General features: G+C 72.6%; 23 protein-coding genes. 13 read left to right on the top strand and 10 right to left on the bottom strand.

All coding sequences use genetic code 11. The features are described from left to right. Nucleotides 1-60: 60 nt before the first annotated feature. Both AVW11_RS24885 and AVW11_RS24880 read right to left on the bottom strand, forming a co-directional pair. Nucleotides 61-948, bottom strand: coding sequence for a hypothetical protein (locus AVW11_RS24885; protein WP_076046017.1), 888 nt, complete (start codon nt 946-948; stop codon nt 61-63). Between the two features lie 197 nt (nt 949-1,145). Then, nucleotides 1,146-1,589, bottom strand: a complete 444-nt coding sequence (locus AVW11_RS24880; protein ID WP_060179465.1) for an NUDIX hydrolase — start codon at nt 1,587-1,589, stop codon at nt 1,146-1,148. Between the two features lie 378 nt (nt 1,590-1,967). Between AVW11_RS24880 and AVW11_RS24875 the strand changes: the two genes are divergently transcribed. The 6 genes from AVW11_RS24875 (at nt 1,968) to AVW11_RS24850 (ending at nt 9,382) form a co-directional block, all read left to right on the top strand. Further along, the gene (locus tag AVW11_RS24875; RefSeq protein WP_076046016.1) at nt 1,968-2,774 is read left to right on the top strand and encodes a L,D-transpeptidase family protein; all 807 of its coding nucleotides are present in this window, start codon (nt 1,968-1,970) and stop codon (nt 2,772-2,774) included. Between the two features lie 227 nt (nt 2,775-3,001). Then, complete coding sequence (locus tag AVW11_RS24870; RefSeq protein WP_030845011.1) at nt 3,002-3,949, top strand: TIGR03619 family F420-dependent LLM class oxidoreductase; 948 nt, start codon at nt 3,002-3,004, stop codon at nt 3,947-3,949. 10 nt (nt 3,950-3,959) lie between these two features. Continuing rightward, nucleotides 3,960-4,745, top strand: coding sequence for an SDR family NAD(P)-dependent oxidoreductase (locus AVW11_RS24865; protein WP_076046015.1), 786 nt, complete (start codon nt 3,960-3,962; stop codon nt 4,743-4,745). A gap of 108 nt (nt 4,746-4,853) precedes the next feature. Then, entirely contained in the window at nt 4,854-5,975 is a 1,122-nt protein-coding gene (locus tag AVW11_RS24860; RefSeq protein WP_030845016.1) for an LLM class flavin-dependent oxidoreductase, read from the top strand. A 207-nt stretch (nt 5,976-6,182) separates the two neighbouring features. Beyond that, nucleotides 6,183-7,922 carry an N-acyl-D-amino-acid deacylase family protein gene (locus AVW11_RS24855; protein ID WP_076046014.1) on the top strand — a complete coding sequence of 580 codons (1,740 nt, stop codon included), beginning with the start codon at nt 6,183-6,185 and terminating at the stop codon, nt 7,920-7,922. Continuing rightward, the gene (locus tag AVW11_RS24850; RefSeq protein ID WP_060179464.1) at nt 7,919-9,382 is read left to right on the top strand and encodes an aldehyde dehydrogenase family protein; all 1,464 of its coding nucleotides are present in this window, start codon (nt 7,919-7,921) and stop codon (nt 9,380-9,382) included. The genes AVW11_RS24855 and AVW11_RS24850 overlap by 4 nt, the downstream gene beginning before the upstream one ends. Before the next feature lie 54 nt (nt 9,383-9,436). Here AVW11_RS24850 and AVW11_RS24845 read toward each other — a convergent pair whose 3' ends face one another. Both AVW11_RS24845 and AVW11_RS24840 read right to left on the bottom strand, forming a co-directional pair. Further along, nucleotides 9,437-11,302 (bottom strand): hypothetical protein, encoded by a 1,866-nt coding sequence (locus tag AVW11_RS24845; RefSeq protein WP_076046013.1) that lies wholly within the window; start codon nt 11,300-11,302, stop codon nt 9,437-9,439. A 54-nt stretch (nt 11,303-11,356) separates the two neighbouring features. Then, the gene (locus tag AVW11_RS24840) at nt 11,357-12,445 is read right to left on the bottom strand and encodes a DNA alkylation repair protein (protein ID WP_030845025.1); all 1,089 of its coding nucleotides are present in this window, start codon (nt 12,443-12,445) and stop codon (nt 11,357-11,359) included. Nucleotides 12,446-12,739: 294 nt separating this feature from the next. On the opposite strand from AVW11_RS24840, the gene AVW11_RS24835 reads away from it, so the two are divergent. The 3 genes from AVW11_RS24835 (at nt 12,740) to AVW11_RS24820 (ending at nt 15,738) form a co-directional block, all read left to right on the top strand. Next, complete coding sequence (locus AVW11_RS24835; protein ID WP_030845026.1) at nt 12,740-14,290, top strand: APC family permease; 1,551 nt, start codon at nt 12,740-12,742, stop codon at nt 14,288-14,290. Nucleotides 14,291-14,543: 253 nt separating this feature from the next. Next, on the top strand, nt 14,544-14,837 hold the full coding sequence (locus tag AVW11_RS36745) for a hypothetical protein (protein ID WP_060179461.1): 294 nt from the start codon (nt 14,544-14,546) through the stop codon (nt 14,835-14,837). A 55-nt stretch (nt 14,838-14,892) separates the two neighbouring features. Next, complete coding sequence (locus AVW11_RS24820; protein ID WP_076046011.1) at nt 14,893-15,738, top strand: bestrophin-like domain; 846 nt, start codon at nt 14,893-14,895, stop codon at nt 15,736-15,738. Here AVW11_RS24820 and AVW11_RS24815 read toward each other — a convergent pair. Together AVW11_RS24815 and AVW11_RS24810 are read right to left on the bottom strand one after the other, a co-directional pair. After that, nucleotides 15,702-16,103 (bottom strand): VOC family protein, encoded by a 402-nt coding sequence (locus AVW11_RS24815; protein WP_060179459.1) that lies wholly within the window; start codon nt 16,101-16,103, stop codon nt 15,702-15,704. The two genes, AVW11_RS24820 and AVW11_RS24815, sit on opposite strands and share 37 nt — an antisense overlap. A 54-nt stretch (nt 16,104-16,157) precedes the next feature. Next, nucleotides 16,158-16,466 carry a hypothetical protein gene (locus AVW11_RS24810; RefSeq protein WP_079250771.1) on the bottom strand — a complete coding sequence of 103 codons (309 nt, stop codon included), beginning with the start codon at nt 16,464-16,466 and terminating at the stop codon, nt 16,158-16,160. 98 nt (nt 16,467-16,564) lie between these two features. On the opposite strand from AVW11_RS24810, the gene AVW11_RS24805 reads away from it, so the two are divergent. Beyond that, the gene (locus AVW11_RS24805; RefSeq protein ID WP_030845039.1) at nt 16,565-17,182 is read left to right on the top strand and encodes a flavodoxin family protein; all 618 of its coding nucleotides are present in this window, start codon (nt 16,565-16,567) and stop codon (nt 17,180-17,182) included. A gap of 12 nt (nt 17,183-17,194) precedes the next feature. Here AVW11_RS24805 and AVW11_RS24800 read toward each other — a convergent pair whose 3' ends face one another. Both AVW11_RS24800 and AVW11_RS24795 read right to left on the bottom strand, forming a co-directional pair. Then, nucleotides 17,195-17,443: a DUF397 domain-containing protein gene (locus tag AVW11_RS24800; protein WP_076046009.1), complete on the bottom strand. Its 249-nt coding sequence runs from the start codon at nt 17,441-17,443 to the stop codon at nt 17,195-17,197. Further along, on the bottom strand, nt 17,440-18,276 hold the full coding sequence (locus AVW11_RS24795) for a helix-turn-helix domain-containing protein (RefSeq protein WP_076046007.1): 837 nt from the start codon (nt 18,274-18,276) through the stop codon (nt 17,440-17,442). The genes AVW11_RS24800 and AVW11_RS24795 overlap by 4 nt, the downstream gene beginning before the upstream one ends. A 129-nt stretch (nt 18,277-18,405) precedes the next feature. Between AVW11_RS24795 and AVW11_RS24790 the strand changes: the two genes are divergently transcribed. Then, nucleotides 18,406-18,885, top strand: coding sequence for an ATP-binding protein (locus tag AVW11_RS24790; protein ID WP_076046005.1), 480 nt, complete (start codon nt 18,406-18,408; stop codon nt 18,883-18,885). 200 nt (nt 18,886-19,085) lie between these two features. Continuing rightward, entirely contained in the window at nt 19,086-22,874 is a 3,789-nt protein-coding gene (locus tag AVW11_RS38600) for a hypothetical protein (protein ID WP_143568894.1), read from the top strand. A gap of 89 nt (nt 22,875-22,963) precedes the next feature. Here AVW11_RS38600 and AVW11_RS24780 read toward each other — a convergent pair whose 3' ends face one another. Together AVW11_RS24780 and AVW11_RS24775 are read right to left on the bottom strand one after the other, a co-directional pair. Then, entirely contained in the window at nt 22,964-23,824 is an 861-nt protein-coding gene (locus AVW11_RS24780; RefSeq protein ID WP_060179453.1) for a TIGR03619 family F420-dependent LLM class oxidoreductase, read from the bottom strand. A gap of 99 nt (nt 23,825-23,923) precedes the next feature. After that, on the bottom strand, nt 23,924-25,045 hold the full coding sequence (locus AVW11_RS24775) for an ADP-ribosylglycohydrolase family protein (RefSeq protein ID WP_076046020.1): 1,122 nt from the start codon (nt 25,043-25,045) through the stop codon (nt 23,924-23,926). Between the two features lie 816 nt (nt 25,046-25,861). On the opposite strand from AVW11_RS24775, the gene AVW11_RS24770 reads away from it, so the two are divergent. Continuing rightward, a complete protein-coding gene (locus tag AVW11_RS24770) occupies nt 25,862-26,911 on the top strand; it encodes a tyrosine-protein phosphatase (RefSeq protein ID WP_076046001.1) in 1,050 nt (349 codons plus the stop codon). Nucleotides 26,912-26,926 lie beyond the last annotated feature (15 nt).

The following is a 26,926-nucleotide window of genomic DNA, read 5'->3' as shown; positions in this document are numbered from 1 at the left end:
AAACGGCCGGTGCCCGGCAGCGAACTGCGCTGCCGGGCACCGGCCGTGCTCGGTCTGCGGTCAGTAGCAGGTGACGTACAGGTCCACGCCGTGCGGCGTGTCGTTGCCGGTCGCCTGGACCTGCCAGCCGTCGCGGGCGCCGCTCTCCGCAGCGGTCAGGGGCCTGCTGGTCACCAGTGTGTCGTCGTACCCGGTGACAGCCGCTCCGCCGCCGACGACCTTCTTGCCGGTGGCACACTGCAAGATGCCGCCGGCGACGTCATCGGAGGTCGTGTGGGTGTAGCGGGTTGTCGTCAGGCCGGCGATGGGGTCGGCGCAGATCGCGTAGCCGTCGACCCGCAACTGCTCCGCATGGACGTCGTAGCCGGAGACGACCCACTGGTTGGGATGGGCGCTCCCGGCCGGGCCGGGGTGCGACTGGTTCAGGTTCCGAGTCCCGCCGTAGACCGTTCCGCCGCCGAGAACAACCTTGCCGGTGGGGCAGGTGGTGACGAGCGGGGCGTTGCGGTCGATGGTGAAGTGGTACTGCTCGGCCACTTCGTAACCGGCGGGGGCGTAGATGCACACCGCGTGGACCGTCACGGTCAGCGGCTTCGGCCCGCTGCGGGCCGCCGCAGTCCAGCCGTACGCCCCCTGGGTGTTCTGGGCGGGCATGCTCTCGACGAGGGCCACCATGTCCGAGTACAGCGGCTGGCCGACCGTCGCAAAGGCGCCACCGGAGATGGGGACCTGCCCCGGGGGGCAGCTGACTGTCACCGCCTGGTCGTCGCCCACCGAGGCGGTCTTCTTCACCATCTCCATGCCGAGGAAGGGACCCGACGCCGGCGGTGTACCGTCCGTCACCATCACCGCGTGCGAGGCAGGGGCACCGGTGACCACCCCCGCCAGCGTGCCGGTCACGACCGCCATCGCCGTGACGGCCGACCTCAGCCTGTTCAAGATGCGCACGGAACGTCCTTCACGTGTACACAAAATACATGACGGAGAGTGATTGTTCCGTGGCGCACTGTGCTCGGCCGACCGTTCAAGGCAGCCCGGTGAGAGTGCATCTGGACGGCTTGTCATTGCAGTTGGACCGCTGGGCGGGCCGGGGCGCCGGCCCGCCCCCGGGAGGAGTCAGGCCGGGGTAACGGCCTGCCGGGGGGTCAGGCCAGCAGGCCCAGGTGGACCGGTTCGGGCGGGGTGTTCGTGAGGAGGTCCGACAGGCGGGGCGGCCAGACAGGTTCGCCCAGGGTGGCCAGGTGCTGCGCGGAGAGCCACTGCCAGTGGATGCCGGGCTCCTCCAGGACCGGTTCCCGGTGCGGGCCCCTGGTGACGTAGATGTGCTCGTGCTGGCGCACCGGTATGCCCTGGTGGGTGAAGTCGTGCTCCCAGGTGCACAGCAGGCGCTCCGGCTCCAGATCGGTCCACCCGGTCTCCTCGCGCAGCTCGCGCCGCACGCAGTCCTCGGGGCTCTCGCCGGGGTCGATGCCGCCGCCGGGCGGCAGCCAGTGGATGCCCACCTCCACGTTGTCCTCACGGAAGAGGAACACCGACCCGGTGGGGGACAGGATGACAACGCGTGCCGCGTGACGTGGAGTTCGCCTCATCGAGTCAGGGTACGTCGGTGATCGGCTTCGGGGGGCGGCCCCGCTCCCCGTGTGCCCCCGGAGCCGATCGCTCCGCCGGCGACAGGTGACAGGCGACAGGCGACCGGCGGCAGGCGGACAGGCGCGCACCGCCGTACAGAGGCCGGCCGGCGTGCCGGCCACCGGGGGGTGTCGGCGAAGCAGCCGCCCACCGTCCGCACGGGGGCCATTCGGGGCGTGTCGCCCGCGTGGGCGCACGACGCGGAGCCGAGGGCCGGCGCCGCTCCCGGACCGGAGGGCGGTCGGTCTGACGGTCCGTGTGCGCTTCCCGGTGTCCGGCGTGGCGCGCACAACGCGGACAAACCAGGTCTGAAGGTGCGCTGATGTACGGTCGGGTGGATGAGCAAGCACGCCCGAGCACGCTCCCGCCCCGCCCGCACGAACCGCCGTGCGGCCCGCCGCGCCGCCCTGGCCGCCACCGTCGGCCTGGTGGCCTTCACCGCCGGGTGGGTGTACGTCGCCCAGGACCCGGACCAGGCCGCGGGCGTGGCGCAGGCCCGTACGGACTCCCGCCCGCAGCCCGTGGACCGGGTGGCGCGCGACACCCTGCGCTCGCCCATGCAGGGCCTGACCGGGATCAGCGAGCAGACCCGGGCGAGGATCCCGGCCGAGTCCCGCCAGCTGATCCTGGTCACCGGCAGGGCGGTGGACTCCTCGGAGTCCACGGCCACCCTGTACACCCGCCCCGAGGCCGGGGCCGACTGGGTCAAGGTCGAGAGCTGGCCGGCGCGCAACGGGGCCAGGGGCTGGTCCGTGCAGCGCACGTACGGCGACCTGACGTCGCCCCAGGGCGTCTTCGCGCTCACCGACGCGGGCGGCCTGCTCTCCCCGCCGCCGGGCACGCGGCTCCCGTACGACGAGGACCGGGGCTTCGTGGCCACCGGACGCGGGGTGAACGGGGAGTCCCTGGTGGGTTCCTTCGACTATGTCGTCGCCATCGACTTCAACCGCCGCCCGGGCCACTCCCCGCTGGACCCGGTCAAGCCGGACGGCGAGGACAAGGGCGGCAACATCTGGCTGCACGTGGACCACGACGGCCCCTCCCAGGGCTGCGTCGGCATCCCGAAGGAGGCCATGCGCAAGGTCCTGGAGACCTTGGACCCGGCGGCGAAGCCGGTCATCGTGATGGGGCCGGAAGGCTTCTGACGCGGGCCCCGCCCGGTCCCCGAGATCAAGGACCCCCGCGGTTCGCGGGTGCGGGTACGCACCCGTACCCGTACCCGTACCCGCAAGGCGGGAGGCCTTGCGGGCCGGACTCCGTGGTGCCGGGTCCCGCGGGATCGTCTCTCCCTCTTGTCTGACGGACCATCAGGTATCACGATGGCCCGGCACCGATATGACGAATCGGCAGACGAAGGCGAGGCGGGCCCGCCATGGCGCGCGTGTTTGCGGAAGGTCGGCTGGTCTACGGGATGCAGCTCCCGGTCCAGTCGCAGAGCACCATCTACGCCGAACCCTGGGAGGCGTCGGCCGGAGCCGCCGATCTCGCCGAGATCGCGCGGGCCGCCGACCGGTCCGGCTTCGCATACCTGGCCACCTGCGACCACGTGGCGATCCCCCGGCGGCTCGCGGGAGCCATGAGCACCGTCTGGTACGACCCGGTGGCCACCTTGTCCTTCCTCGCGGGGGTCACCGAGCACGTGCGCCTGCTGAGCCACGTGGCGATCCTCGGCCTGCGCCACCCGCTGATCAGCGCCAAGCAGTACGCCACCCTCGACCACCTCTGCGGCGGCCGGCTGATCCTCGGCGTCGGCGCCGGCCACGTCCAGGAGGAGTTCGAGGTCCTCGGCGTGGACTTCGCGCGCCGCGGCGCCGTCCTCGACGAGACCCTGGACGCGCTGCGGGCGGCGCTGGGGCCCGAGGAGTACCCGGAGTTCGAGGGCGCGCGGTTCTCCTTCAAGGACCTCGGGCAGCTGCCCCGGCCCGCCCAGGAGCGGATCCCCGTCTGGGTGGGCGGCTCCTCGCCCGCGGCCGTCCGCCGGGCCGCCGTCCGCGGGGACGGCTGGCTCCCGCAGGGCGACCCGCGCGAGAAGCTCCCGGCGCAGATCGCCCGTATCGCGCAGCTGCGCGCCGAGGCCGGCGTCACCGGAGCCTTCGAGGTCGGCGCGATCACCGAGGCGCTGTACGTCGGCGAGCCCGGCTGGGACACCGGCCGGCGCACCCTCACCGGCAAGGCGGAGGCGCTCGCCGAGTCGCTGCGCGAGTACGGGGCGCTCGGCGTGGACCAGATCCAGGTCCGCTTCCGCAGCCGCGACCGCGCCGAACTCGTCGACCAGATCACCGCCTTCGGGGCCGAGGTCGCCCCGCACCTCAACGACTAGGAGCACGGGCATGGGCAAGCTGGACGGGCGCGTCGTCGTCATCACCGGTGCGGCGCGCGGCCAGGGCGAGCAGGAGGCGCGGCTCTTCGCCGCCGAGGGGGCCAAGGTGCTCCTCGGGGACGTGCTGGACGAGCAGGGCGCGGCGGTGGCCAAGGAGATCGGCGAGGACCGGGCCCGGTACGTGCGGATGGACGTGAGCCGCGAGGAGGACTGGGCGGCCGCGGTCGCCGCCGCGAAGGAGGCCTTCGGGCGGATCGACGGCCTGGTCAACAACGCCGGCATCCTGCGCTTCAACGAGCTGGCCGCGACCCCGCTGGAGGAGTTCCGGCAGGTGGTCGAGGTCAACCAGGTGGGCGCCTTCCTCGGGATCAAGGCGGTGGCGCCCGAGATCGAGGAGGCCGGCGGCGGCACCATCGTCAACACCTCCTCCTACACGGGCCTGACGGGCATGGCGTACGTCGGTGCCTACGCCGCGACCAAGGCGGCCATCCTGGGGCTGACCCGGGTGGCCGCGCTGGAGCTGGCGGCCAAGGGGATCCGGGTCAACGCGATGTGCCCCGGCGCGGTGGACACCCCGATGGCCAACCCCGGCCTGCTGGACCCGGCGAACATGACCGACGAGGCCCGTGACGCCATGGCGGAGCTCTACCGGCGGGTGGTCCCCATGGGCCGGGTGGGCCGGCCGGAGGAGATCGCCAGGCTGGCGCTCTTCCTGACCGGCGAGGACTCCTCGTACATCACCGGGCAGCCCTTCGTCATCGACGGCGGCTGGATGGCGGGCGTCAGCATCCTGTAGCCGCCGAGAGCTGATGGAGCGTCAGGTATTGACGCTCCGGGCCCCGCGGTGGAACAGTCGGGACATCGAATCTGACGCAACGTCAGAAAACAGAGGACGGTGAACCCCTTGGAATTCGGGCTCTTCGTGCAGGGATACGTGCCTGAGGCGCGGTCCGAGGTCGACCCCGAGGCAGAGCACAAGGCGCTGGTCGAGGAGACCGAGTACGTCATCCAGGCCGACAAGTCCGGCTTCAAGTACGCCTGGGCCTCCGAGCACCACTTCCTGGAGGAGTACTCGCACCTGTCGGCGAACGAGGTGTTCCTCGGCTACCTCGCGCACGCCACCGAACGCATCCACCTCGGCTCCGGCATCTTCAACCCGCTCGCCCCGGTGAACCACCCGGTCAAGGTGGCCGAGAAGGTCACGATGCTCGACCACCTCTCCAAGGGCCGCTTCGAGTTCGGCACCGGCCGCGGCGCGGGCAGCCACGAGATCCTCGGCTTCCTGCCCGGCATCGAGGACATGAACGCCACCAAGGAGATATGGGAGGAGACCATCGCGGAATTCCCCAAGATGTTCCTCCAGGAGGAGTACGAGGGGTTCCAGGGCAAGCACTGGTCGCTGCCGCCGCGGAAGGTCTTCCCCAAGCCGTACGGCAAGGCCCACCCGGCCATGTGGTACGCCGCCGGGTCGCCCTCCTCCTACGCGATGGCGGCCAGGAAGGGCCTCGGCGTGCTGGGCTTCAGCGTGCAGAAGGTCTCCGACATGGAGTGGGTCCTCGACCAGTACAAGACGGCCATCAGGGAGGCGAAGGCCATCGGCGCCTTCGTCAACGACAACGTGATGGTCACCTCCACCGCGATCTGCGCCGAGACCCACGACAAGGCGGTCGAGATCGCCGTCAACGCCCGCATGAACCGCTTCCAGTCGCTGGTCTTCCGCTACCACGACACCTTCCCGCGGCCCGAGGCGATCCCGCAGTGGCCCGAGACCCTCCCGGAGTACAACGCGGAGATCATCGAGCTGCTGATCGCCGAGGAACTCCTCATCTGCGGCGACCCCTCGGAGGTCCGGGCCCAGTGCAAGCGCTGGGAGCAGGCGGGCGCGGACCAGCTCTCCTTCGGCCTGCCGACCGGCGTCGGCTACGAGGACACGATGACCACGATCAAGCTGATCGGCGAGCACGTGATCCCGCACATCGACACGGACCCGGTCCACCGCACGACGCGCTTCCGGCAGTCGGCCTGACCCCTGCCGGACGCACCAGCGGGGACGGCGTCTTCCCGGACCGCCGTCCCGCACCGGCCCCGGCCGGAGGCCGTGCCGAGGCCGCGGCCGCCCGGCGGCCTCCGGCCGGGGCATGCGGGGGCTCCGCCCCCGCCCCCGCACCCCGCGGGGCCCGGGGCGGAGCCCCGGCGCACGGCGCGCAACGCGAACACCGGCAGAAGGGACGTCATGCTCGACCACCTGATCAAGGGCGCGACCGTCGTGGACGGCACCGGCGCCCCCGCCCGCGTCGCGGACCTCGGCATACGCGACGGCCGCATCGCCGTCATCGCCGCACCCGGCACCGTCACCGAAGAGGCCCGCACCAGCGAGGACGCCACCGGCCTCGTCCTCACCCCCGGCTTCGTCGACCCGCACACGCACTACGACGCCCAGCTCTTCTGGGACCCGTACGCCACACCCTCCATGAACCACGGCGTCACCACCGTCGCCGGCGGCAACTGCGGCTTCACCCTGGCCCCGCTCAACCCGGCCCGCCCCGAGGACGCCGACTACACCCGCCGCATGATGAGCAAGGTCGAGGGCATGGCCCTCAAGGCCCTGGAGGAGGGCGTCGACTGGACCTGGTCCACCTTCGGCGAATACCTCGACGCACTGGAGGGCCGGATCGCCGTCAACGCCGGCTTCATGGTCGGGCACTGCGCCCTGCGCCGCCACGTCATGGGCGAGGACGCCGTCGGCGGACAACCCACCCCCGAGCAGATGCAGCAGATGCTCGACCTCCTCCACGACGCCATGGACGCCGGCGCCTGGGGCCTGTCCACCACCCAGTCCTCCACCCACTCCGACGGCGCGGGCGCCCCCGTCGCCTCCCGGCACGCCGGGCCCGCCGAACTCCTCGCGCTCTCGCGCGCCGTCGCCGAACACGAGGGCACCCAGCTCGAAGCGATCGTCGCCGGCTGCCTCGACCAGTTCTCCGACGAGGAGATCGACCTCTTCGTCGACATGAGCGCCGCCGCCGGAAGGCCCCTGAACTGGAACGTCCTCACCATCGACGCCGCTGTCCCCGAACGGGTGCCGCGCCAGTTGATCCCCAGCGAACGCGCCCGCAAGGCCGGCGGCCGTATCGTCGCGCTCACGATGCCGATCCTGACCCCCATGAACATGTCGCTCGGCACCTTCTGCGCGCTGAACCTCATCCCCGGCTGGGGCGAGGTCCTCGGCCTGCCCGTCCCCGAGCGGATCGCCGAACTCCGCGACCCTCGCGTACGCGCCGAGATGCTGCGCCGCGCCGACAGCAAGGAGGCCGGCGTCTTCCGCCGCCTCGCCGACTTCGGCCGCTACGTCATCGGCGACACCTACAGCAAGGAGAACGAGGGCCTCTCCGGGCGGGTCGTGGGCGACATCGCGGCCGAACGCGGCCAGGACCCCTTCCAGTGCCTGGTGGAGATATGCGCCAACGACGACCTGCGCACCGTGCTCTGGCCGATGCCCACCGACAACGACCCGGCGAGCTGGGCGCTGCGCGCCGAGACCTGGCAGCACGAGGACGTCATGCTCGGCGGCTCCGACGCCGGCGCCCACCTGGACCGCATGTGCGGCGCCCCGTACACGACCCGCTTCCTCGGCGACTGCCTGCGCGGCCGCAAGCTGGTGCCGCTGGAGCAGGCCGTACGGATGCTCACGGACGACCCGGCCCGGCTGTTCGGGCTGCGCGAGCGCGGCCGCCTCGCCGAGGGCTACCACGCCGACCTGGTCCTCTTCGACCCCGAACGCATCGAGGCGGGCCCGGCCACCCTCGTCCACGACCTGCCCGGCGACAGCCCCCGCCTGGACGCGCGTGCCATCGGCATCGTCTCGGTGCGCGTCAACGGCGTGGAGACCATCCGCGACGACGAGGTGACCGGGGCCGTCCCCGGCATCGTGCTCAGGTCGGGCCGCGACACGAGGACGGTGAGCACCCGTTGAACGCACAGCCCCTCTACATCGGCGGCGAGTGGGTGGAGCCGGCCGGCGGCCACTACGACGTGGTCAACCCGGCCGACGAGTCGGTGGTCGGGCTCGCCCCCGAGGCCTCGCGCGCACAGGTCGCGGACGCGGCCCGCGCCGCGGCCGAGGCCTTCGAGACCTGGTCGCGCACGACGCCGCAGGCCCGGGCGGAGATCCTCGACCGGGCCGCGGACATCATGCAGCGTGAGTTCGAGCCGTGGACGGCGCTCGCCCGGGCGGAGACCGGCGCCCCGGCCGGCATCGCCCGCGGCATGCAGGTCGGCGTCGGCGTGGCCCGCTTCCGCAGGTACGCCAAGGGCGCCCTGGAACCCGTCGAGAAGGGGCTGCCGCCCCAGGTCACGGAAGCCGGCCCGATGGGGAGGGCGGGCATCCTGGGCGCGCTGGAGGTCCGCCAGCCCGTCGGCGTGGTCACCTGCATCACCTCCTACAACAACCCGTGGGCCAACCCGGCCGGCAAGGTGGCCCCCGCCCTCGCCATGGGCAACACGGTCGTCGTCAAACCGGCCCCGCAGGACCCGCTGTCCGTCTTCAAGATGGCGCAGGCGCTGCACGAGGCCGGGGTCCCGGCGGGCGTCGTCAACGTCGTCGGCGGACAGTCGGTGGAGGTCGGCGAGGCCGCCGTGGACTCCCCGTACGTGGACATGGTGTCCTTCACCGGATCCACCGGTGTCGGACAGCGCATCGCGGAGGTCTGCGGCCGCACGATGAAGCGGCAGCTGATGGAACTCGGCGGCAAGGGCGCGGCCGTCGTCATGGACGACGCCGACCTGGACGCCGCGGTGATGGGCATCGGCACCACCTTCTCCTTCTACTCCGGCCAGATCTGCACCGCCCCGACCCGCGTGATCGTCCACCGGTCGGTGTACGGGCAGCTGGTCGAGAAGCTCACCGGCTACCTGGCCTTCATGAAGGTCGGCGACCCGGCGGCGGCCGGGACGGTCGTCGGCCCGGTCATCTCGGCGGCGCACCGCGACCGCGTGGAGTCCTACATCGAGCTCGGGAAGAAGGAGGGCGCCCGGATCGCCTACGGCGGCGAGCGTCCCGTGGTCGGCGACGGGCGCGGCTTCTACGTCGCCCCGACCCTGCTCGTGGACTGCACCACCGACATGCGGGTGGTCCGCGAGGAGATCTTCGGCCCGGTCGTCGTGGTGGTCCCTTTCGACGGCGACGAGGACGAAGCGGTCCGGCTGGCCAACGACAGCGACTTCGGCCTGCTGAGCTACGTGTGGTCCGGGGACTCGGCGCGCGCCTTCCGCATGGCGCGCAGGCTGCGCGCGGGCGGGGTCGGCGTGAACACCGTCGGCCGCAACATGGAGGCCCCGTTCGGCGGCTTCAAACGCAGCGGGGTCGGCCGCGACGTCGGCTCGTACGCCCTGCACGCCTACAGCGAGATCCAGTCGATCGTCTGGACGACGTAGCCCGCGCGGCGGATCCGGCCGGGGGCGGGCCCCGCAAGGGGCCCGCCCGCGCCGCTACGCCTCTTCCTCCCCGGGCCAGGGGAAGCCGAGGGCCTCGGCGTCCTCCCGCCGGGCATGGCGCAGGTCCGCGAGGAAGCGGGGATCGCCGGCCGCGAGCCGCCGGATCGCCGAGTCCGCCTGCGCCTGCGGCGGGGAGCCGTCGTCCGGGACGAGCCACTCGAAGGAGAGCCGGGGTCCGTCCGGGACCTGCGTCCCGGAACCGAGGCCGGGTCCGTGGCGGAACGAGACCACGACCGTTCCGGGATCGTCCCAGGCGGGGTGCGCGCTGACGTCGCCGCAGTCCCATGCGGCCAGTACCTCGGGCCTGTCCCGCAGCCCCTGGGCGATGAGCAGGGCGGTGGTGTGGGCCTGCCACTCCCACTCCCGGTCCTGTGCGGCCCGGCTGATCTCGGCGTCGTACGCGACGGCGTCGAACCGCAAGGCACCGGGCTGCGGCCCCTGCACGCCCTGCCAGCCGTCCCAGACCACATGGTGTCCCTCCCGGCGGATGGTGACGTGGAGCGCGCCGCAGCACCCCTCGCCGCAGTGCGGCCAGGCCAGTTTCACCTCGCGGGGCTCCGCACCCGCCCGCAACAGGCCTCGGTCGAGGAGGGCCCGGGGGTGCTCGCCCACGCCGATGGGGAACAGTGACGCCACCAGAGGCAGGCCGTCGGCCAGGATGCGCGTCTCCACCAGGCCGCGGACGGCCGGGTCGGTCACGACGACCTCCAGGCGGAACGGGTCCGGCCCGCCGCGGCGGGCGAACGGCCGCCGCCCGGTGCGGCGGATCCAGCGGGCCCGGAGCACGTCGCCGACCTCGCCGCCCCCGCCCTCCGCAGCCCGGGCGGCCACGGCCGCCCAGGCGGGGCGGTCCAGCAGCCCGCCCAGGGCGTCGAGCAGTTCCTCGCGGCGGCCCGGCGGCCAGTCGAGGACCGCCCCGGCACCGCAGTACAGGTCGACGGCGAGGGACACCAGCGTGGCGTGGGCGTCCAGGTCCGGTACGAGCCGGTGCGCCCCGGCGACCACCGCCTCGTACAGGGGCATCGGACGTGAGTAGTCGGGGAACCGCGGTCCGTGGACGAAGGTGTCGGCCATCGTGGCGAGCAGGCGTGCGGCAAGCCCGACCAGCGCCGTGTCCTGCGGGTACGTGCGCAGCAGGCCGTCGAGCCGGACGACTTCGGCGAGCCGGGCGACGGGTACGGGCCACGGTGCGGGCGGCGGGTCCGCCGCCGCTCCCGAGCGGGGGAGCAGCAGGTCCCGTACGGCTGCGGAGTCCTCGCGGGTCACCGCGTCGATCAGCTGCCGGACGCGCGGTTCGTCGCTGCGGCGGGTCAGCCACACCAGGGCGGCCGCGTGGCGGTCGATCCGGTCGAGGGCCTCGACCGCCGGATCGGCGAAGTCCTCGAGCATCCCGAGCGTCCGCAGGAGGGGGACGTCCTCGGCCTCGCCGAGCCGGATCAGCAGGCCCATCCCGGCGTGGACCGCCGCCGGGTGGGTGCCCGTGCGGGCAAGGCGGCGGGCCAGGCACCGGGCGGTGCCGGTGACCGGGTCGTCCGGCGCGAGGCGGCGGCCGATCCAGTAGGTGATGCGGTGGACGGTGGCGGGCTCGATGGGCAGCGCGGCCAGTCGCAGGTGTGCGGTTTCCGCGGCCCGGCCGGTGTCCGGGTCGGCCAGCAGCGGGGCGAGGACTTCACCGACCGCCGCTTCGGCGGGACCCCATTCGAGCTCGTCGTCCTCGTCGATCTCGGGGAACTCCCCGGGGAGGGGGAAGCCGCGGGAGGGGATCCTGCCGTCCGGCTCGATGCCGTGGCGGAAGAGGGCGTAGTCGTACAGGGAGGTCGTCCGGGAGGTGAGCGCCGGGCGCTCTGCGCGGGCGCTCACCGGGCGGGGTGGGACTCGATTCCGTGGGTCATGTTCCGGAGCATGCCGTAGTGATCATCCGGCGTCCAGTGAGAATGCGGCCTCGCCGCGCACGCGGCCGTTGACCTGGAGCTGCACCAGGTGCTCGCCGGAGTGGTAGCGGCGGGTGGTGATCGGCTTGAAGGAGTGCCGCCTGGTGCCGGCCAGGGTCTCGCCGGGCGCCAGCGGGCGGGTGACGAGCTTGAACACCTTCGGGGTGCGGGTGCCGTTGGCCTTGGTGTGGTGCACGACGTAGTCGATCACCAGCTCGGCCGGGAGCTCCCCGGTGTTGGTGACCGCGTAGTCGAAGACGAGGTACTCCCCGACGGCGACGCGCGGCGTCGTCACGACCGGCCCGCGCACGCTGACCGGCGCGTCCGGCGCGTGCCCGAGGAGGGTCAGCGCCTCGGGCCGGCCGGCCTTGACCAGGGTGCGCAGTCCGTGCCGGACGACGCGGTCGGTGGTGCCGTCCGGCTCGGCCAGCCAGCGGGCCGCCGTCTCGACGGCGAGGGCGGGGTGGTCGCGGCAGATGTCGTTGAGGTGGTTGGAGACGGACCGGCGGACGTACTCGGAAGGGTCGCGGTGGAGGGCGTCCAGTACGGGCAGCGCCGGGCGGGGGTCGGCGACGAACGCGGGCAGCTGCGGGGCCCACGGCAGCCGGGGCCGGGTGCCCTCGCTGGCGAGGCGCCGTACGTGCGGGTCCGGGTCGTCGGTCCACTTCCGTACGACGGCCAGGGCGCGGTCGGGGTCGGCGCGCAGGAAGGGGCGTACCGCGGATTCGGCGGTCAGCCGGGGGGTGAGGTCGCGCAGGAGCTCCAGTGCGGGCTCGAAGACCTCCAGCCCGCGGACGGCGACGGCCTCGTTCACGGGGAAGGTCATCCATCCCGCGAAGGCGGGCTCCGCGAGGGCCGTGCGCACGACGGCCTCGAAGCCGGGCCAGTCCTCGGGGAGGTCGGCGAGGACGGCGTCGCGGATCGCGGCGACCCGGCCGCTGTACGACAGCCCGTCGAGGGCGGCGGCGCGGGCGGTCAGGGCGGGCGCGGACCGGCGCCCGCCGGCCTGGGCCAGCAGGCCGGCGAGGGTGGTGACGGTGTCCGCGCTGAGGAGCTCATCGGCGGTGGGCATGGGGACAGTGTCGCGGATCGCCCGGCAGGCCGGGTGTCCTTTATCCGGTTACCAGTGGTCACCGCAAAGTCACGACGGAAACTTTGAAAAGGTGCAAATCGGACATGCCTGCGGTTTCCGCATCCCGAAAGCCTCCAGGCTCGGCCTGCTGAATCGCGGCTGGATGGCTAAGTGAACCTTGTATTAAGTGCTCGTGAACTGTCTCGGCCTCAAGATTCCAAGGAGCCGTGGGCCCTTCCCTTCCGGACTTCGATCGTCCGGATGTGGAAAACGCACCCTCTAACGTCCTGACCCATGACTCAGCTGGATGTTCGGCCTCAGGCCGGAGACACGGTAAGCGGCGTCGCCGGGGGCGTACGCGGCAAGGGGCTCGGCGGCAATTCCGTCGGGCTCGTGGGCAACGCCGTCATCGGCGTATCGACGGTCGCCCCCGTCTACTGCCTGACGGCCACACTCGGTCCCACGGTCAGCGAGGTCGGCGTCCAGATGCCGGCCATCTTTCTGGCCGGATTCATCCCCATGCTGCTGGTGGCCTTCGCCTACCGCGCCCTGAACAAGGCGATCCCCGACTGCGGCACCTCCTTCACCTGGTCGGTCAAGGCCTTCGGCCCCCGCGTCGGCTGGATGTGCGGCTGGGGCCTGCTGGTCGCCACGGTCGTCGTGCTCTCCAACCTCGCCGGCGTGGCCACCAACTTCTTCTATCTCCTCGTGGGCGAACTGAGCGGCAGCGCCGACCTCGCCGCGCTGGACGACAACAAGTTCGTCCACATCCTCACCACCCTGGTCTTCATCGCGATCGCCACCGCGATCAGCTACCGCGGCATCACCGCCACCAAGTGGGTCCAGTACGTCCTGGTCGGCCTTCAGCTCACGGTGCTGGCGATGTTCGCCTACATGGCCATCACCAAGTCCGACGAGGTCGCGGGCTCACTCGCCTTCTCGTGGTCCTGGATGAACCCCTTCGCCGTCGAGTCGCTCGCCGCCTTCACGGCCGGCCTCTCCCTCTCGATCTTCATCTACTGGGGCTGGGACGCCTGTCTGTCCGTCAACGAGGAGAGCGTCGGCAGCGCCAAGACGCCCGGCCGCGCCGCGATGCTCGCCATGGTCGTCATCGTCGCCTCGTACCTGGTCGTCGCCATCGCCGCCCAGATGTACGCCGGTGTCGGCACCGAGGGCAACGGCCTCGGCAACGAGCAGACCGCGGACAACGTCTTCGCCTCCCTCGCCGAGCCGATCATGGGCTCCGGTCTCGGGGTGCTGCTCTTCGTCGCGGTCCTGGCCTCCGCCGCCGCGAGCCTGCAGACCACCTTCATCCCGGTGGCCCGCACGGTCCTGTCGATGAGCACCTACGAAGCCCTGCCGACCTCCTTCGCCAAGGTCCACCCCCGCTTCAAGACCCCGGGCCGCGCCACCGTCATGGCGGGCATCGCCACCGGCCTCTTCTACGCGGTGATGACGCTGGTCAGCGAGAACGTCCTGATCGACACGATCTACGCCCTCGGCCTCATGATCTGCTTCTACTACTCGATCACGGCCTTCGCCTGCGTCTGGTTCTTCCGCGCGGACCTGCGCTCCTCGGCCCGCGACCTCCTCGTCAAGGGCATCCTGCCGGGCGTCGGCGGCCTCATGCTCGCCGCGGTCTTCTTCCAGACGATGTACGACATGTGGGACCCGGCCTACGGCTCCGGCTCCTCGCTCTTCGGCGTGGGCAGCGTCTTCGTCATCGGAGTGGGCCTGCTCCTCCTGGGCGCGGTCATCATGCTGATCACCCAGCGCCGCAGCCCGGCCTTCTTCCGCGGCGAGGTCCTGACGAAGTCCACCCCGGCCCTGGTGGTCGAGGACTGACCCCTGCCCCGAACACACCCGCCGAGTCATCCCCGCGGCCCCGGATCGATTCCCCCGATCCGGGGCCGCCGGCGTTCCCGGCGGCCGTACTTCCTACCCGAGGACGTACTGCTCGTCCCCGAACTCGGCCACGATCTTGAGCTTGCCGCCGAGAGCGCGGACATAGGCGGCGAGGGCCCCGGTCGATGACCGGAGTCACTCCTAAGGGGTGGGCCGGCGGTGACCTCGGCCGCGGGAGGTCGTTGGGCCGGGCATGACTGCCATCAAGCGCACCCTTGCCGCCCTGGTCCTGTCCGGCGGTGCCGCCCTCGCACTCGTTCCCGCCGCCGCGCACGCCGCCGACGAGCCGGCGGCCGGGGCGGCGCCGCTCGTCGGCCGTGTCGTCGACATCGCCGACCACCCCGCCCAGACCGTCCAGGACGCGAAGACGGCGGTCGCGGTGACCCAGGGCGCGGTCGGCTCCGCCACGAAGGCGACCGACAGCTCACTCGGAGGCGCCGGCTCGGCCCTGGACGCCGGACTGCCGAAGACCCCGAAGGTCGGCTGACCCCGGCCGTCTACCGGCCGCGGTACGGCGGCCGGAGGCGTTCGTTGAGCAGCGCATGATCCTCTGGCTGCTCAACCACGTCAGCATCTTCTTCATCGCCGTCCTGCTCGTGGGCGGCCTCACCGGCCTCGCCGCGGCCGGGAGCGTGGCCGCCCGCCGCCGCTTCCCCCACCTCGCCCAGGGCGAGCACAACGAGATGGTCGGGGTCGCGCTCGGCATGTTCGGCGCGATCTACGGCATCATCCTCGCCTTCGTCGTCGTCACCCTGTGGACGCAGCGGGAGAACACCCAGAACATCGTCGCCGCCGAGGCCGGCGACCTGGCCGCAGTCGTGCGCAGCGCCGACGCCTTCCCCGCGGCCGACCGCGCCCGCGTGCACGCGGCCGTCGGCGCCTACTCCCACGCCGTCGTCGAGGTGCAGTGGCCCCTGATGCGCGAGGGGCGGCCGAGCTACGAGGCGACCGGCGCGCAGACGCACGGCCTGTACCGGGCCCTCCTGGCCTACGAGCCGCAGGGCCCGCGCGCCGAGACCTTCTACGCGGAAGCCGTCACCCGCCTGAACGACCTCAACTCGCAGCGCCGCGCCCGGATCACGATGGCCGAGACCTCCCTGCCGGTCCTGCTCCAGGTGCTGGTGTACGGCGGGGCCTTCGTGATCGTCCCGCTCACCTTCTGCTTCGGGCTGCGCAGCCTGAAGATGCAGCTGCTCTTCGTGTCGGCGGTGGCCGGACTGATCGGCTTCAGCCTGCTGCTGGTGGTGGCCCTGGACCGGCCCTTCGCCGGGGACCTGAGCGTGAGCCCGAGGCCGTACAAGGAGGCGGTCCTGGCGCGGTTCTGGGCGCCCGACGGCGACGCCCCGGCGGTTCAGCCCCAGGTGCGCGAGCAGAGCACCAGCCGGTAGCCGTCGGGGTCGGCGACGGTCACCCCCCACTGGTCCCAGTACGGGTTGTGGGCGGCGACCCGCGTCCCGCCGTGCTCGACCAGCCGCCGCACGAGGGCCTCGTCCGGCTCCTCGCCGAGGTACAGCACGAACAGGTCGTCCACGGTCGGCGCGGGCAGGATCGGACGGGCGGGGTCCCGGGTGAGCTCGAAGTGCCAGCCGCCCCCGGCCGGTCCGACCATCAGCAGGTCGTGCTCACCGGGCACGCTCTCGACGCTCCGCCACTGCACTTCCAGGCCGAGCCCGTCGACGTAGAAGCGCTCGGCTGCCGCCAGGTCCAGCGACGGGCGGGCGACGCGGACATGCGTACGCGGATCGATCACGATCGCCAGCGTACGGAATCCCGCCCGGCGGGGACACAGGTGACCCGCGACCGGCGTCTACCTCCCCAACGACGCGTCGGGGACGTAGACGCTGACCCGGTAGGCCGTCGGGTGGGTGAGGCGGCCGCAGAAGGTGTCGATCCGGATGTGCGCCGGGTCGGTGACCCTGCCCTCGTCCCGGAGGCGGCGCAGGAACTCCCTCAGCTCCGCCTGCTCCTGCGTCTCGTAGAAGCGGCTCCCAGCGGCCGGGGACGGCTTCCGGCCGGTGCCGCTCCTCGTGCCGCTGCCGCCTCTGCCTGCGTCTGCGTTGCCCGGGCACGTGGACCGGCCTCCTCTTTCCGCGTACTGAGTCTGCGCGCCGGCCATGCCGATCCGTTCCCCTCGATGTGTCCGGCTGTGGTGGTCATGGGCCCGCCCCTGCTTGCGGACGGAATGGGTCCGGGGGCCGGGGAGTTGCACGCCGCATGACGACCGACAGAATTGACGACACCGACCGTTCGTTCCTCTTCGTCCTCGGCAGCTCCCGGCCGGAGGGCAACACCGAGATCCTCGCCCGGGCAGCCGCCGAACAGCTTCCCGCAGGCATCCCGCAGCGCTGGGTCGACCTGGCGAAGCACCCGCTGCCCGACTTCCAGGACGGCCGGCACGAGGACGGGACCTGGCCGGTGAGCGAGCAGGAGGAGGAGCTGCGCCGGCTCACGCTGGAGGCCACCGACATCGTCATCGCCTCGCCCCTCTACTGGTATGCCGTCTCCGCCAACACCAAGCGCTACCTCGACTACTGGTCCGGCTGGCTGGGCGTGCCCGCCCTCGACTTCAAGAAGCGGATGTCCGGCCGCACCCTGTGGGGCGTCACGGTCATGGCCGAGGAGGAAGAGGACACCGCCGACGGCATGATCGCCAGCCTGAACAACACCGCCGCCTACCTGCGGATGCGCTTCGGCGGGGTCCTGCTCGGCAACGGCTCCCGACCCGGCCAGGTACGGGGCGACGAGCGTGCGCTGACCCGCGCCAAGACCTTCTTCGAGCGCGAGGCCCCGCTCGCCCGGTTCCCCTCCGAGGAGGAGACCGGGGAGCGGTAGCCGCGCCGCCGCTCAGCGGGTGGCGGTGACGCCGCCCAGGAACGCGGTCCAGACGCCAGGGGTGACGGCCAGCTCGGGGCCGGCCGTCACCTTGGAGTCCCGGACGTGCACGGCGCCGGGGCAGGCGGCGACCTCGACGCAGTCGTCGCCCTGGCTGCCGCTGTACGTGGACTTGTGCCAGGAGAGGGCGACCTCGACGCAGCTGTCGCCCTCGCTTCCGCTGTAGCTGCTCTTGAACCACCGCAAGTCGGAGCTGTTCACAGGGAACCTCGCATTCGCATCAACAGGCCCGTGCTGTCCGCCGGATTGAGGGCCTGGATGCGAAGTTTGGCATACCGCTGGTGGAGCACGCTGATGGCTTTCGGGTCGGTGATGACCTGGCCTGTCTTCTGCCCCTCGCTGTAGCCCAGCCACTCGTGTTCATCGGTTTCCAGGAGTTGGAAGGGGCCGTCGGTGCCCGCGTGCACCGGTTGGACCAGCGGCATGATCTGGACGTCGACGTTGGGCAGGTCCCCGCACTCCAGGAGCCGGTCGATCAGCTCCCGGGTGACCTGCGGCCCGCCCGTCCGCCGCTCGATCAGCGCCTGCTCGATGACGAAGCTGAAGAGGGCGTAGGGGGTGCGGTGGAGCAGCTTCTGCCGTTCCAGACGGACCGCGACTCGGGCCTCCGCCTCCTCAGGGGTGGCCAGGGGCGGGACGTTGTCGATCAGGGCGCGGGCATAGGACTCCGGCTGGAGGAGCCCCGGTACGGACCGGCACTCGTACGTGTTGAGGGTGACGGCCACCTCCTCCAGCTCCGCCCACCGCCGGAACCACGTCGCCAGGCCGCGCCGCCGGGTCAGCTGCCGCGCCGCGATGTCGATGACGCCGAAGGTGTCCAGGACCGCTTCCGTCTTGTGCACGAACTTCTGCGACGGGTGGCGGCGGCCCTGCTCGACCGAGCCGACGTACTGCACCGAGTACCCGATCAGCGGGGCCAGCTGCTCCTGGGGCAGGCCGGCGCGCTTGCGGGAGGCCTTGACCGTCTCGCCGAAACTGCGCAGGTTGTCGTCCGGCTCGACCCCTCCGTCACCGCTGTCCTCGGCACTCACCATGGCGGCCACCTCCCCGACAGGCAGCCTCACGCACCGTGACCACGCCTGTCCAGGGAGTGGACTCGTACAGTTGGTTTGTACGAGTCCGGGTGGTGTTGAACGGGCCTGGTCGGGCGGGATGTTGGCGTCATGACCGCACCCTCCGGCCGCGCCCGGACCCTCGTACGCGTGTTCACTCAGCGTTTCACCAGCACCCGCCGCGGGGCCCGGCTCGCCCGACAGCTGGCCCTTGTCGAGCTCGACGCGTGGGGCTTCCCCGAATCCACCGTGCTGTCCGCCGACGCCGGGCTCCTCGTGGCCGAGCTCGCGGCCAACGCCGTCCGGCACGGACGTGTCCCGGGGCGGGACTTCGAGCTGAAGCTGACGCTCCTGGAAGAGCTCCTGCGTATCGAGGTCTCCGACGCCCGCCGCGACCGCCGCCCGGCCGTCCAGCCGCACGCCTACCAGGCGGAGTCCGGCTACGGCCTGCGCATCGTGGACGCCGTCGCCGCCGACTGGGGCGTCACGGAGCGCATCGTCGGCAAGACGGTCTGGGCCGAGCTGACCCGTCGAGCATGCCCCCTGCGGGGCTCATGTAGTGGGCATATAAGCTCCGCCTGCCCGTCGTGACAGTCACCGGACGGGAACATGCTGAGCTGGGGGCTCCCTTGAGATTGCTGCCGTCGGGCAGAAGAAGACGCGAGAGACCGGGGAGGGGCAGGGCCGCGGTCGCGGCCGGGGCCCTGCTGCTCGGCCTCCTGGGGTCGTTCTCCGGTCAGGCCGGAGCCGCTGCCGCAGCGACGCCGCCGCCCGCTGTCGCTGCCGCTCCCGTGTCGGGGCCCGAGGCCACAGCGCCGAAGAGCGATCCGGCGGGCGACCGCGAGGCCGTTGTCCGTTCGCTCCAGCAGAGCGCTCAGGCCGGTGGCGGCTGCCCGGCGGCCTTGCAGCCGAGCGTGATCGTCAACTGCGCGGTGGAGCCGAACACGACGGCGTCCTTCTCCCTCACACTGCCCGCGCCGGACGTGGTCGTCCTGCAGGTCGTCACGTCGCCCGGGATCATCCGGCCCAAGCTGGTGTCGCCCACGGGCGCCACCGTCACATGCGAGCACGTGCTGGGTTCGGGTGACTACGCGTTCGGGGCGGTCCGCTGCCCCGCCGCCCAGGCGGGCACCTACACGATGAAGGTCGAGAACGGCACCGGCTCGCAGACCCAGGTCTGGACCTCGTACCTGCCGCTGGCCTCCTCCACCACCTGCAAGACGGTCGCTCCTGCGGACCGCACCCTCGGCGCCCCCAAGGTGTTCCAGGGCTCCCTGCCGGCCGGCTCGGCCGGTGACTGCTACACGCTGGACCTCGTCGCGAACGACGTGCTGCGCAGCTACTCGTCCTCCAAGGACATCCACCACATCGTGCACGACGCGACCGGGAAGCAGATCTGCGCCGACGCGTACGACTGGCAGAACACGGGGAGCGTCGCCCTCGACTGCAAGCTCACCGGAACCGCGCCGTTCCGCATGACGGCGCTCAGCGCCCTCGGAGCGGGCCAGGCGGCCTACGACGTCACCCTGGCGCGGCTGTCGAAGCCGGAGGGCTGCGCGGTGGTGGAGCCGCAGGCGTTCGGGGTCTCCCCGGACCTGAGCTCCACGGTGCGCTGCCGCACCCTGCGGGTCGCCCAGCCCGCCTGGCACTCCTTCGGCCCGGTCGCGTCCGGCCCCGCCCCCGTCGGCACGCTGTTCAACGCGGCCGGCGCCGCGATGCCCGGCCCCTGCCAGTACGGCGGCTGCGATCTGCCCGTCGGCGACCACACGTGGGCGGTCGCTCCGAAGCCGGAGGCGCCCGCCGCGTTCGGCATGGCCTTCCACTCCGCCAAGGAGACCCGGGGCTGCACCGCCACCCACGACAACGGGCTCGTCGCCGGGCCGGCGACCGGCACCTTCGGCGGACCCGGGCAGCGGCTGTGCCTGACCCTGCCGACGGCCTCCGGGAAGGGCGTGTACCTGCTCGACCGGACGCCCGACGGCGGGCAGGCCGTAAGCGCCGTGGTGTACGACGCCTCGGGCCTCAAGCAGTGCGAGTACTCCGGCTACCACCCGGTCTGCAAGCTGACCGGTACCGCGCCCTTCCGGGCCGTGCTGACCGGCACGCCGGCGAAGGCGTACGCGCTGGCGGTCCACCGGACCGGCGAGGCCGCGGGATGCGCGGCCTGGCCGCAGACCGGCTTCGACGCAACGGTGGGCGCACAGGCGTCGCTGACCTCGGGCGGACTGCAGACCTGCCTGAGCCTGCCGGCCGACCGGCACGCGGCCGCCGAGGTGCTGGCCTACTCCGCCCCCTACAACCGGGCGTCGGCGACCTTCTACGCAGCCGACCCCGCGGGCAACGTCGCCTGCATCGGCGGCTCCGTCCTGACGTGCCCCCTCACGACCGGCACCCCGTACACCGTGATGCTGGTCGGACAGACCGCGGACACCTACAAGCTGGCCCGGCGTGACATCTCGGCCACCGCGAAATGCACCGCCCCGGGGTCGACGAAGGTCGGCGGCCAGGCCGCGTCCTTCGACCTGACCTCGGCGCTCGACGCGCGCTGCGTGCGGGTGAGCGGTGCGGCCGCGGACAAGTTCTGGCTGGGCGCCCGCACCGCCGGCGGCAAGGACGCCCCCTCGGCGACGCTGCAGGTGGTCGACGCCGGTGGCACCTTCAGGTGCCAGCAGTACACCGCGGCCTGCCGGGTCGCCGGATCCACGTCGTACGTCGCGATCGTCCACACCACGGGCTACGCGGGCAAGCCGATCCACGCCGACGTGGACACCTGGAAGGTCGCCACGTCCACGGGGTGGGTGCCGGAGTGCACCGCGAACCGGATCTCGGCGGCGGGCTTCCCGTACCGCAGCGGGGTGCTGACGCAGGCCTCCACCGCCTACTGCGCGGTCCTGGACATGAAGCCCTCGCAGAGCTTCGGCGTCGGCGGGCAGTTCACATCCAACGACCTGGCCGTCGCGGCCACTCCCGAACGGAGTCTGCTGGGCCCCGGCGTATGGGAGGGCACCGGCACCACGTCCAAGTACGGGTGCGACGGGTACGGCCTGTGCTCCACCGAGAGCGATGCGCAGGCCGGCCAGGCCGTCCTGATGCTGAGCGCCGGCAGGGCCGCCCCGCCGGTGGAGTTCACCATGAACGGCTCCTGTGTCACGGGATGCACGGGACAGCAGCCGAGCCTGTGGGTGTCCGGGATCAGCCCGGCGGCCGGGCCCGCCGGGACGTGGAACCAGGCGGTCGTCCACGGGCAGAACCTCACCCTCGGCACGGAGCTGATGCTCATGCCCACCGGTACGCAGTACGAACAGGGCCCCTACCTGAAGCCGCTGTCGGTGAGCCCCGACGGGACCTCGATGAAGGTGCTGGTCGACACGACCGGCCTCCAGCCGGGCCTGTACGACGTCGGGCCCTACATCGGGCACCGGATCACCAAGGCGTACACGGTGACGGCGCCGACGACGGCCGCCAAGAGCCGATTCGTGCCGCACGGCCCCTCGCGGTTCCTCGACACCCGTGACGGTACGGGTGCGGCGAGGCAGCGGGTCGGACCGGGCGGGGTGGTCACCCTTCAGGTGGCCGGTGTGAAGGGCATCCCGGCGAACGGGGTGACGGCCGTGGTGATGAACGTGACCGCGGTCCAGCCGACCGAGGCCGGGCACGTGATGGTCTACCCGAACGGGCAGCCCAGACCCTCGGTGTCGAACCTCAACTTCGCACCCGGGCAGATCGTCCCCAACCTGGTGACGGTGCCGGTGGTGAACGGGAAGGTCGACCTGCGCAACAACGCCGGGTCGGTGGACCTGATCGCCGACGTGACGGGCTACTACACCGACCAGGCCGGCGCGGGCTCCGCACTGAACCCGATCGCGCCGTCGCGGTTCCTGGACACCCGTGACGGTACGGGTGCGGCGAGGCAGCGGGTCGGACCGGGCGGGGTGGTCACCCTTCAGGTGGCCGGTGTGAAGGGCGTCCCGGCGAACGGGGTGACGGCCGTGGTGATGAACGTGACCGCGGTCCAGCCGACCGAGGCGGGCCATGTGACGGTCTACCCCAACGGGCAGGCGGCGCCGGGCGTGTCGAACCTCAACTTCACTCCCGGACAGATCGTCCCCAACCTGGTGACGGTGCCGGTGGTGAACGGCAAGGTGGACCTGCGCAACAACTCCGGGTCGGTGGACCTGATCGCCGATGTCACCGGCTACTACGCGGCCGAGGGGTCGGCGTTCTCGGCCGGCGCGCCGGTCAGGCTGCTCGACACCCGCGACGGCACCGGCGCCCGCGCCGGAGCCGTCAGCGGGGGCAGCATCGTCAGCCTGCAGGTGGCCGGGGTCGAGGGCGTGCCGCTGACGGGAGTGACCGCGGTGGTCCTGAACGTCACCGTCACCGGTCCGACCGACGCGGGCCACCTGATCGTCCACCCGCACGGCACCGGACGACCGGGCGTGTCGAACCTCAACTACACGGCCGGGCAGACCGTCTCCAACCTGGTCGTCGTCCCCGTCGTGGACGGCCGGGTGACGTTCTTCAACAACTCCGGCTCCGTCCACGTGATCGCCGACCTGAACGGCTACTTCACGTCCTGAGGATCCGCTGCCGAAGTGAGCACCGGGGCCCGTCCGATCGCACGATCGGGCGGGCCCCGCCGCTGTACGGAACCGGGGGAGCGGACAGGTCAGAGGTACTGGGCGAAACCGTCCAGGGCGCGCAGGATCTCCGGCTCGGGGGCCGAGGGGAGCTGGAGGACGACCTCCTCGATGCCGAGGTCGGCGTAGTGGGCCAGCTTGCCCGGGCTGGGGTGCACGGCGTACGGGACCACCTGGAGGGACTTCGGGTCGCGGCCGGCGGTCTCCCAGACCTGGCGCAGCACCGGAAGTGACTCGGTCAGGCCGCCGCCGCCGATCGGGAGCCAGCCGTCGGCGTGGTCGGCGATCGCGGCGAACAGCTTGGGGCCGGCCGCGCCGCCGATCAGGGTGCGGGGGCCGTGCAGGGCGGAGCCGGGCCCGAGTTCGCGCGCAGCCTGGGCCGGCTTCGGGTGGGCGCTGCTGGCCCGGACGGAGCAGTACTGGCCGACGTACGCCGTCGGTTCGGGCGCCCACAGGGCGCGCATCAGGGCCATCCGGTCGCGGACCAGGTCCCGGCGGGTGCGCCAGTCGACGCCGTGGTCGGCGGCCTCCTCGACGTTCCAGCCGTAGCCGATGCCCAGGGTGAAACGGCCGCCGGAGAGGTGGTCGAGGGTCGCGGCCTGCTTCGCGAGGCCGATCGGGTCGTGCTGGGCGACCAGGGTGATGCCGGTGCCCAGGTGCAGCCGCTCGGTGACGGCGGCGGCCTGGCCGAGGGCGACGAAGGGGTCCAGGGTGCGCCCGTACATCTCGGGGAGTTCGCCGCCCATGGGGGCGGGGGTCTCACGGGAGACGGGGATGTGGGTGTGCTCGGGGAGGTAGAGGCCCGAGAAGCCGCGTTCCTCCAGGCTGCGGGCGAGACGGACGGGGGAGACGGTGCGGTCGGTGAGGAAGACGGTCGTGGCGATCCGCATATGTGCTGGCACCTCCGGCAGCCGGGACGTGGGAACGCCGCCACGGTACGGGCTGCGGACACCGATGTTGAGGGGGCGTCAGGTCGCGGGCCGCTCGCGTCAGCCGCGGGGATAGCGCGCCAGCCAGCCGGGGGAGGAGGCGGACGGGCTGTGCAGGGCCGGGCCCTGCGTCATCTCCAGGGCGAAGTCGTCGCACAGCTCCAGGAGCGTGGCGCGGCCTTCGAGTTCCGCGAGCCATGCGGGGGGCAGGGCCGTCTCGCCGTGCAGCGCGCCGAGCAGTGCCCCGCACAGGGCTCCGCAGGCGGCGGAGTCGCCGCCGTGGTTGACGGCGAGGCGCAGGCCGTGGGCGACGTCCTCGGCGACCAGGGCGCAGTAGACGGCCACGGCGAGGGCGTCCGAGGCGTCGGGCTCGGCATGGCCGGGGGAGAGGGCCTCGACGGTGTCGGGACCGGGCGCCCCCCGGGTGACCGCCGACAGGGCACGCTGGAGGGCGTCGGTGACGGGCTGGTGGCCGGGCCGGGCGCCCAGCAGACCCAGGGTGCGCTGGACGGCGGCGTCGAGGGAGTCGCCGCGGGTCAGGCCGTGGACGATGACGGCGAGGGCCCCCGCCGAGAGGTGGGCGGTGGGATGGCCGTGGCTCTGGGCGGCGCACTCGACGGTCAGCTGGAGGACGAGGGCGGGCTCCCAGCCGACCAGCAGGCCGAAGGGGGCCGAGCGGGCGGCGGCGGCCGCGCCGCGGGCGGCCGGGTTCTTGGGCCGGTCGAGGGTGGCGAGGACGTCGTCGCCGAAGCCGGTCAGGCAGGCGCGGTCGGGGTCGCGGCGGGCGTAGAGCCACTCCTCCTGCGCGAGCCAGCCGTTGTCCTTGCGGCGCTCGTCGGGGCCCCAGTCGTGCTGGGTCGCGGCCCAGCGGCGGTACGCGCGGTGGACGTCGGACGGCGGGTGCCAGGCGCCGGTGTCCCGGCGTACGTGGGCCCGTATCAGCCCGTCCACGGTGAAGAGCATGAGCTGGGTGGCCGCGGTGACCCGGCCGCGGCGGCCGTCGGCGACGGCCGGCGCCGGGGCGGTCAGGCCGTCGGGGCCGTGGGCGGTGCGGAGGGCGTCGAGGGACAGGCCGGTGAGCGGCGCGCCGAGGGCGTCGCCGAGGGCGGCGCCGAGAAGGGTGCCGCGGATCCGGCTGCGGAAGTCCTGCTGCTCGACCCGCCCCCAGAGCCCGGTGACGATCCCCCGCCCGAGCGTCCTGCCTCCGGCGGGGCGGGCGGGCTGGGGTGCTGCGGACCCGCCCGCCTGCGCTTGGCCTCCGGCCGGGTTGGTGGTGCCGTGCCCTTGGCCTCCGGCCGGGTTGGCGGGGTGGGGTGCTGCGGGCCCGCCCGCGTGCGTCTGGCCTCCGGCCGGGGTGGCGGTGCTGTGCCCTTGGCCTCCGGCCGGGGTGGTGGGCTGGGGTGCTGCGGGCCCGCCTGCGTGCGTTTGGCCTTCGGCCGGGGTGGTGGTGCTGTGCGGGGCTGACGCGCCGATACCGCCTGCCGGCGTGGCCGGGGTTACGGCCTGCCGTTGGGCTCCGGTCGGGACTTGGCCCCGGGCCGGGTCGGTGGCGTCGACGGCTGCCGCCCCGGCGTCCTGGCCGGCGGTGGGGATCGGGCCGGCTGCCGGGGTGGCGGATCCGTGCGGGACCGCTGCGCCGGGGGCTGCCTCCGGGGCTGGGGCGGGAAGGGTCGTACCGCCCGGCGGAGTGGCGGGGGTGAATCCCGGGGGGAGGTGCACCGGGCTCGTGCGGGCGCCGCCGGTCATGCCCTTGTCGTCGTCCGTACCGATCACGTCGTCCACCCCCGGCACCGCGCCCCCCGCTGACCTGTAACCGCCGCGCATGCGAAATCCGCACTGTAGTGGACACGTTCGATCGAAACCGGAAGCGGTCCGCCAAGTGAACAGTTCCGGCCGCAGCCTGGCCGGTGGCACGTTTTGCCACTTGCCTTCGCCGGGGCCGGTTTCGGCCACACCGCGTTCATCCGGCGTTCTCCCCGCCCGCCGAGCCTCGACCACATGAAGAAGGCCCTCCTCGCCGCGACCGTCGTCGCCACCGCGCTCACCGCCGCCCTGGTCACGGCTCCCGCCGCCCACGCCGGCGACCGCTCCGCCATCCCCTTCACCGAGGCCACCGTCACCGCCGGAGCCGACGGCTCCTACACCCTGGAATGGCAGGCCCCGCGCGCCGAGCGGGTCGAGATCAGGGCGAACGGCAAGGTCGTCGCCAAGGGCGGCGCCCAGGGCCGGGCCGTGGTCACGGGCCTGCCCGCCACCGACCGCCAGTGGTTCGACTTCACGCCGCGGCACGGCCGGGGCCTGCGCCTCGCCGACCGCCTGGTCACGCTCGACGGGACCGTCAACTTCCGCGACGCCGGCGGCTACCGCACCGGCACCGGCCAGTGGGTGAAGATGGGCGAGGTCTACCGCTCCGACGCCCTCGACAAGCTCACCGCGAACGACCTCGCCAAGCTCCAGCGCCTGCGCGTCAGGACCGTCTTCGACCTGCGCACGGAGGACGAGCGCACCAAGGACGCCGACAAGGTCCCCGCAGGCGCCGCGTACGTCGTCGCCGACGTCTTCGCGGGCTCCGGCTCCTTCCAGACCCTGCCCCGCACCCCCGACGAGGCCGTCAAGGCCATGGTCGACGCCGAGAGGGCGATGGTCTCCGGCGGCGGCGGCAGGAAGGCGTACACGCAGGTCCTCGAAGGCGTCGGGGACGACCGCGCCCGCTCCGTCCTCTTCCACTGCACCGCCGGCAAGGACCGCACCGGATGGGCGGGCGCCGCCCTGCTGACCGCCCTCGGCGTACCCCGCCAGACCGTCGAGGCCGACTACCTGGCCAGCAACGACTACCGCAGGGCCGCCAACGACGCGATCCTCTCGCACCTGCCCGCCCAGCAGGCCGCCGTCTACAAGCCGCTGCTCGACGTACGCCCCGAGTACCTGAACGCCGGCTACGACGAGGTCGAGGCCACGTACGGCTCCTTCGACCGCTACCTCCGGGACGGGCTCGGCATCGACGCCCGCGAGCTGAAGCAGCTCAAGAAGGACCTGCTCGTCGGCTGACCGGCGCGGTGGCCG

The sequence above is a fragment of the Streptomyces amritsarensis genome (genome assembly GCF_001953875.1).
GTDB lineage: Bacteria > Actinomycetota > Actinomycetes > Streptomycetales > Streptomycetaceae > Streptomyces > Streptomyces amritsarensis.
The sequence above is the reverse complement of the archived record's forward strand: the minus strand, read 5'-3'. Positions and strand labels throughout refer to the sequence as shown.

Bases quoted from the DNA above. Each gene is read 5' to 3' on its own strand.
- AVW11_RS24855 (WP_076046014.1), top strand. From the start codon at position 6,183: ATGCTCGACCACCTGATCAAGGGCGCGACCGTCGTGGACGGCACCGGC.
- AVW11_RS24875 (WP_076046016.1), top strand. From the start codon at position 1,968: ATGAGCAAGCACGCCCGAGCACGCTCCCGCCCCGCCCGCACGAACCGC.
- AVW11_RS24770 (WP_076046001.1), top strand. From the start codon at position 25,862: ATGAAGAAGGCCCTCCTCGCCGCGACCGTCGTCGCCACCGCGCTCACC.
- AVW11_RS24840 (WP_030845025.1), bottom strand. From the start codon at position 12,445: ATGCCCACCGCCGATGAGCTCCTCAGCGCGGACACCGTCACCACCCTC.
- AVW11_RS24780 (WP_060179453.1), bottom strand. From the start codon at position 23,824: ATGCGGATCGCCACGACCGTCTTCCTCACCGACCGCACCGTCTCCCCC.
- AVW11_RS24795 (WP_076046007.1), bottom strand. From the start codon at position 18,276: ATGGTGAGTGCCGAGGACAGCGGTGACGGAGGGGTCGAGCCGGACGAC.
- AVW11_RS24805 (WP_030845039.1), top strand. From the start codon at position 16,565: ATGACGACCGACAGAATTGACGACACCGACCGTTCGTTCCTCTTCGTC.
- AVW11_RS24865 (WP_076046015.1), top strand. From the start codon at position 3,960: ATGGGCAAGCTGGACGGGCGCGTCGTCGTCATCACCGGTGCGGCGCGC.
- AVW11_RS36745 (WP_060179461.1), top strand. From the start codon at position 14,544: ATGACTGCCATCAAGCGCACCCTTGCCGCCCTGGTCCTGTCCGGCGGT.
- AVW11_RS24820 (WP_076046011.1), top strand. From the start codon at position 14,893: ATGATCCTCTGGCTGCTCAACCACGTCAGCATCTTCTTCATCGCCGTC.
- AVW11_RS24835 (WP_030845026.1), top strand. From the start codon at position 12,740: ATGACTCAGCTGGATGTTCGGCCTCAGGCCGGAGACACGGTAAGCGGC.
- AVW11_RS24790 (WP_076046005.1), top strand. From the start codon at position 18,406: ATGACCGCACCCTCCGGCCGCGCCCGGACCCTCGTACGCGTGTTCACT.
- AVW11_RS24810 (WP_079250771.1), bottom strand. From the start codon at position 16,466: ATGGCCGGCGCGCAGACTCAGTACGCGGAAAGAGGAGGCCGGTCCACG.
- AVW11_RS24870 (WP_030845011.1), top strand. From the start codon at position 3,002: ATGGCGCGCGTGTTTGCGGAAGGTCGGCTGGTCTACGGGATGCAGCTC.
- AVW11_RS24880 (WP_060179465.1), bottom strand. From the start codon at position 1,589: ATGAGGCGAACTCCACGTCACGCGGCACGCGTTGTCATCCTGTCCCCC.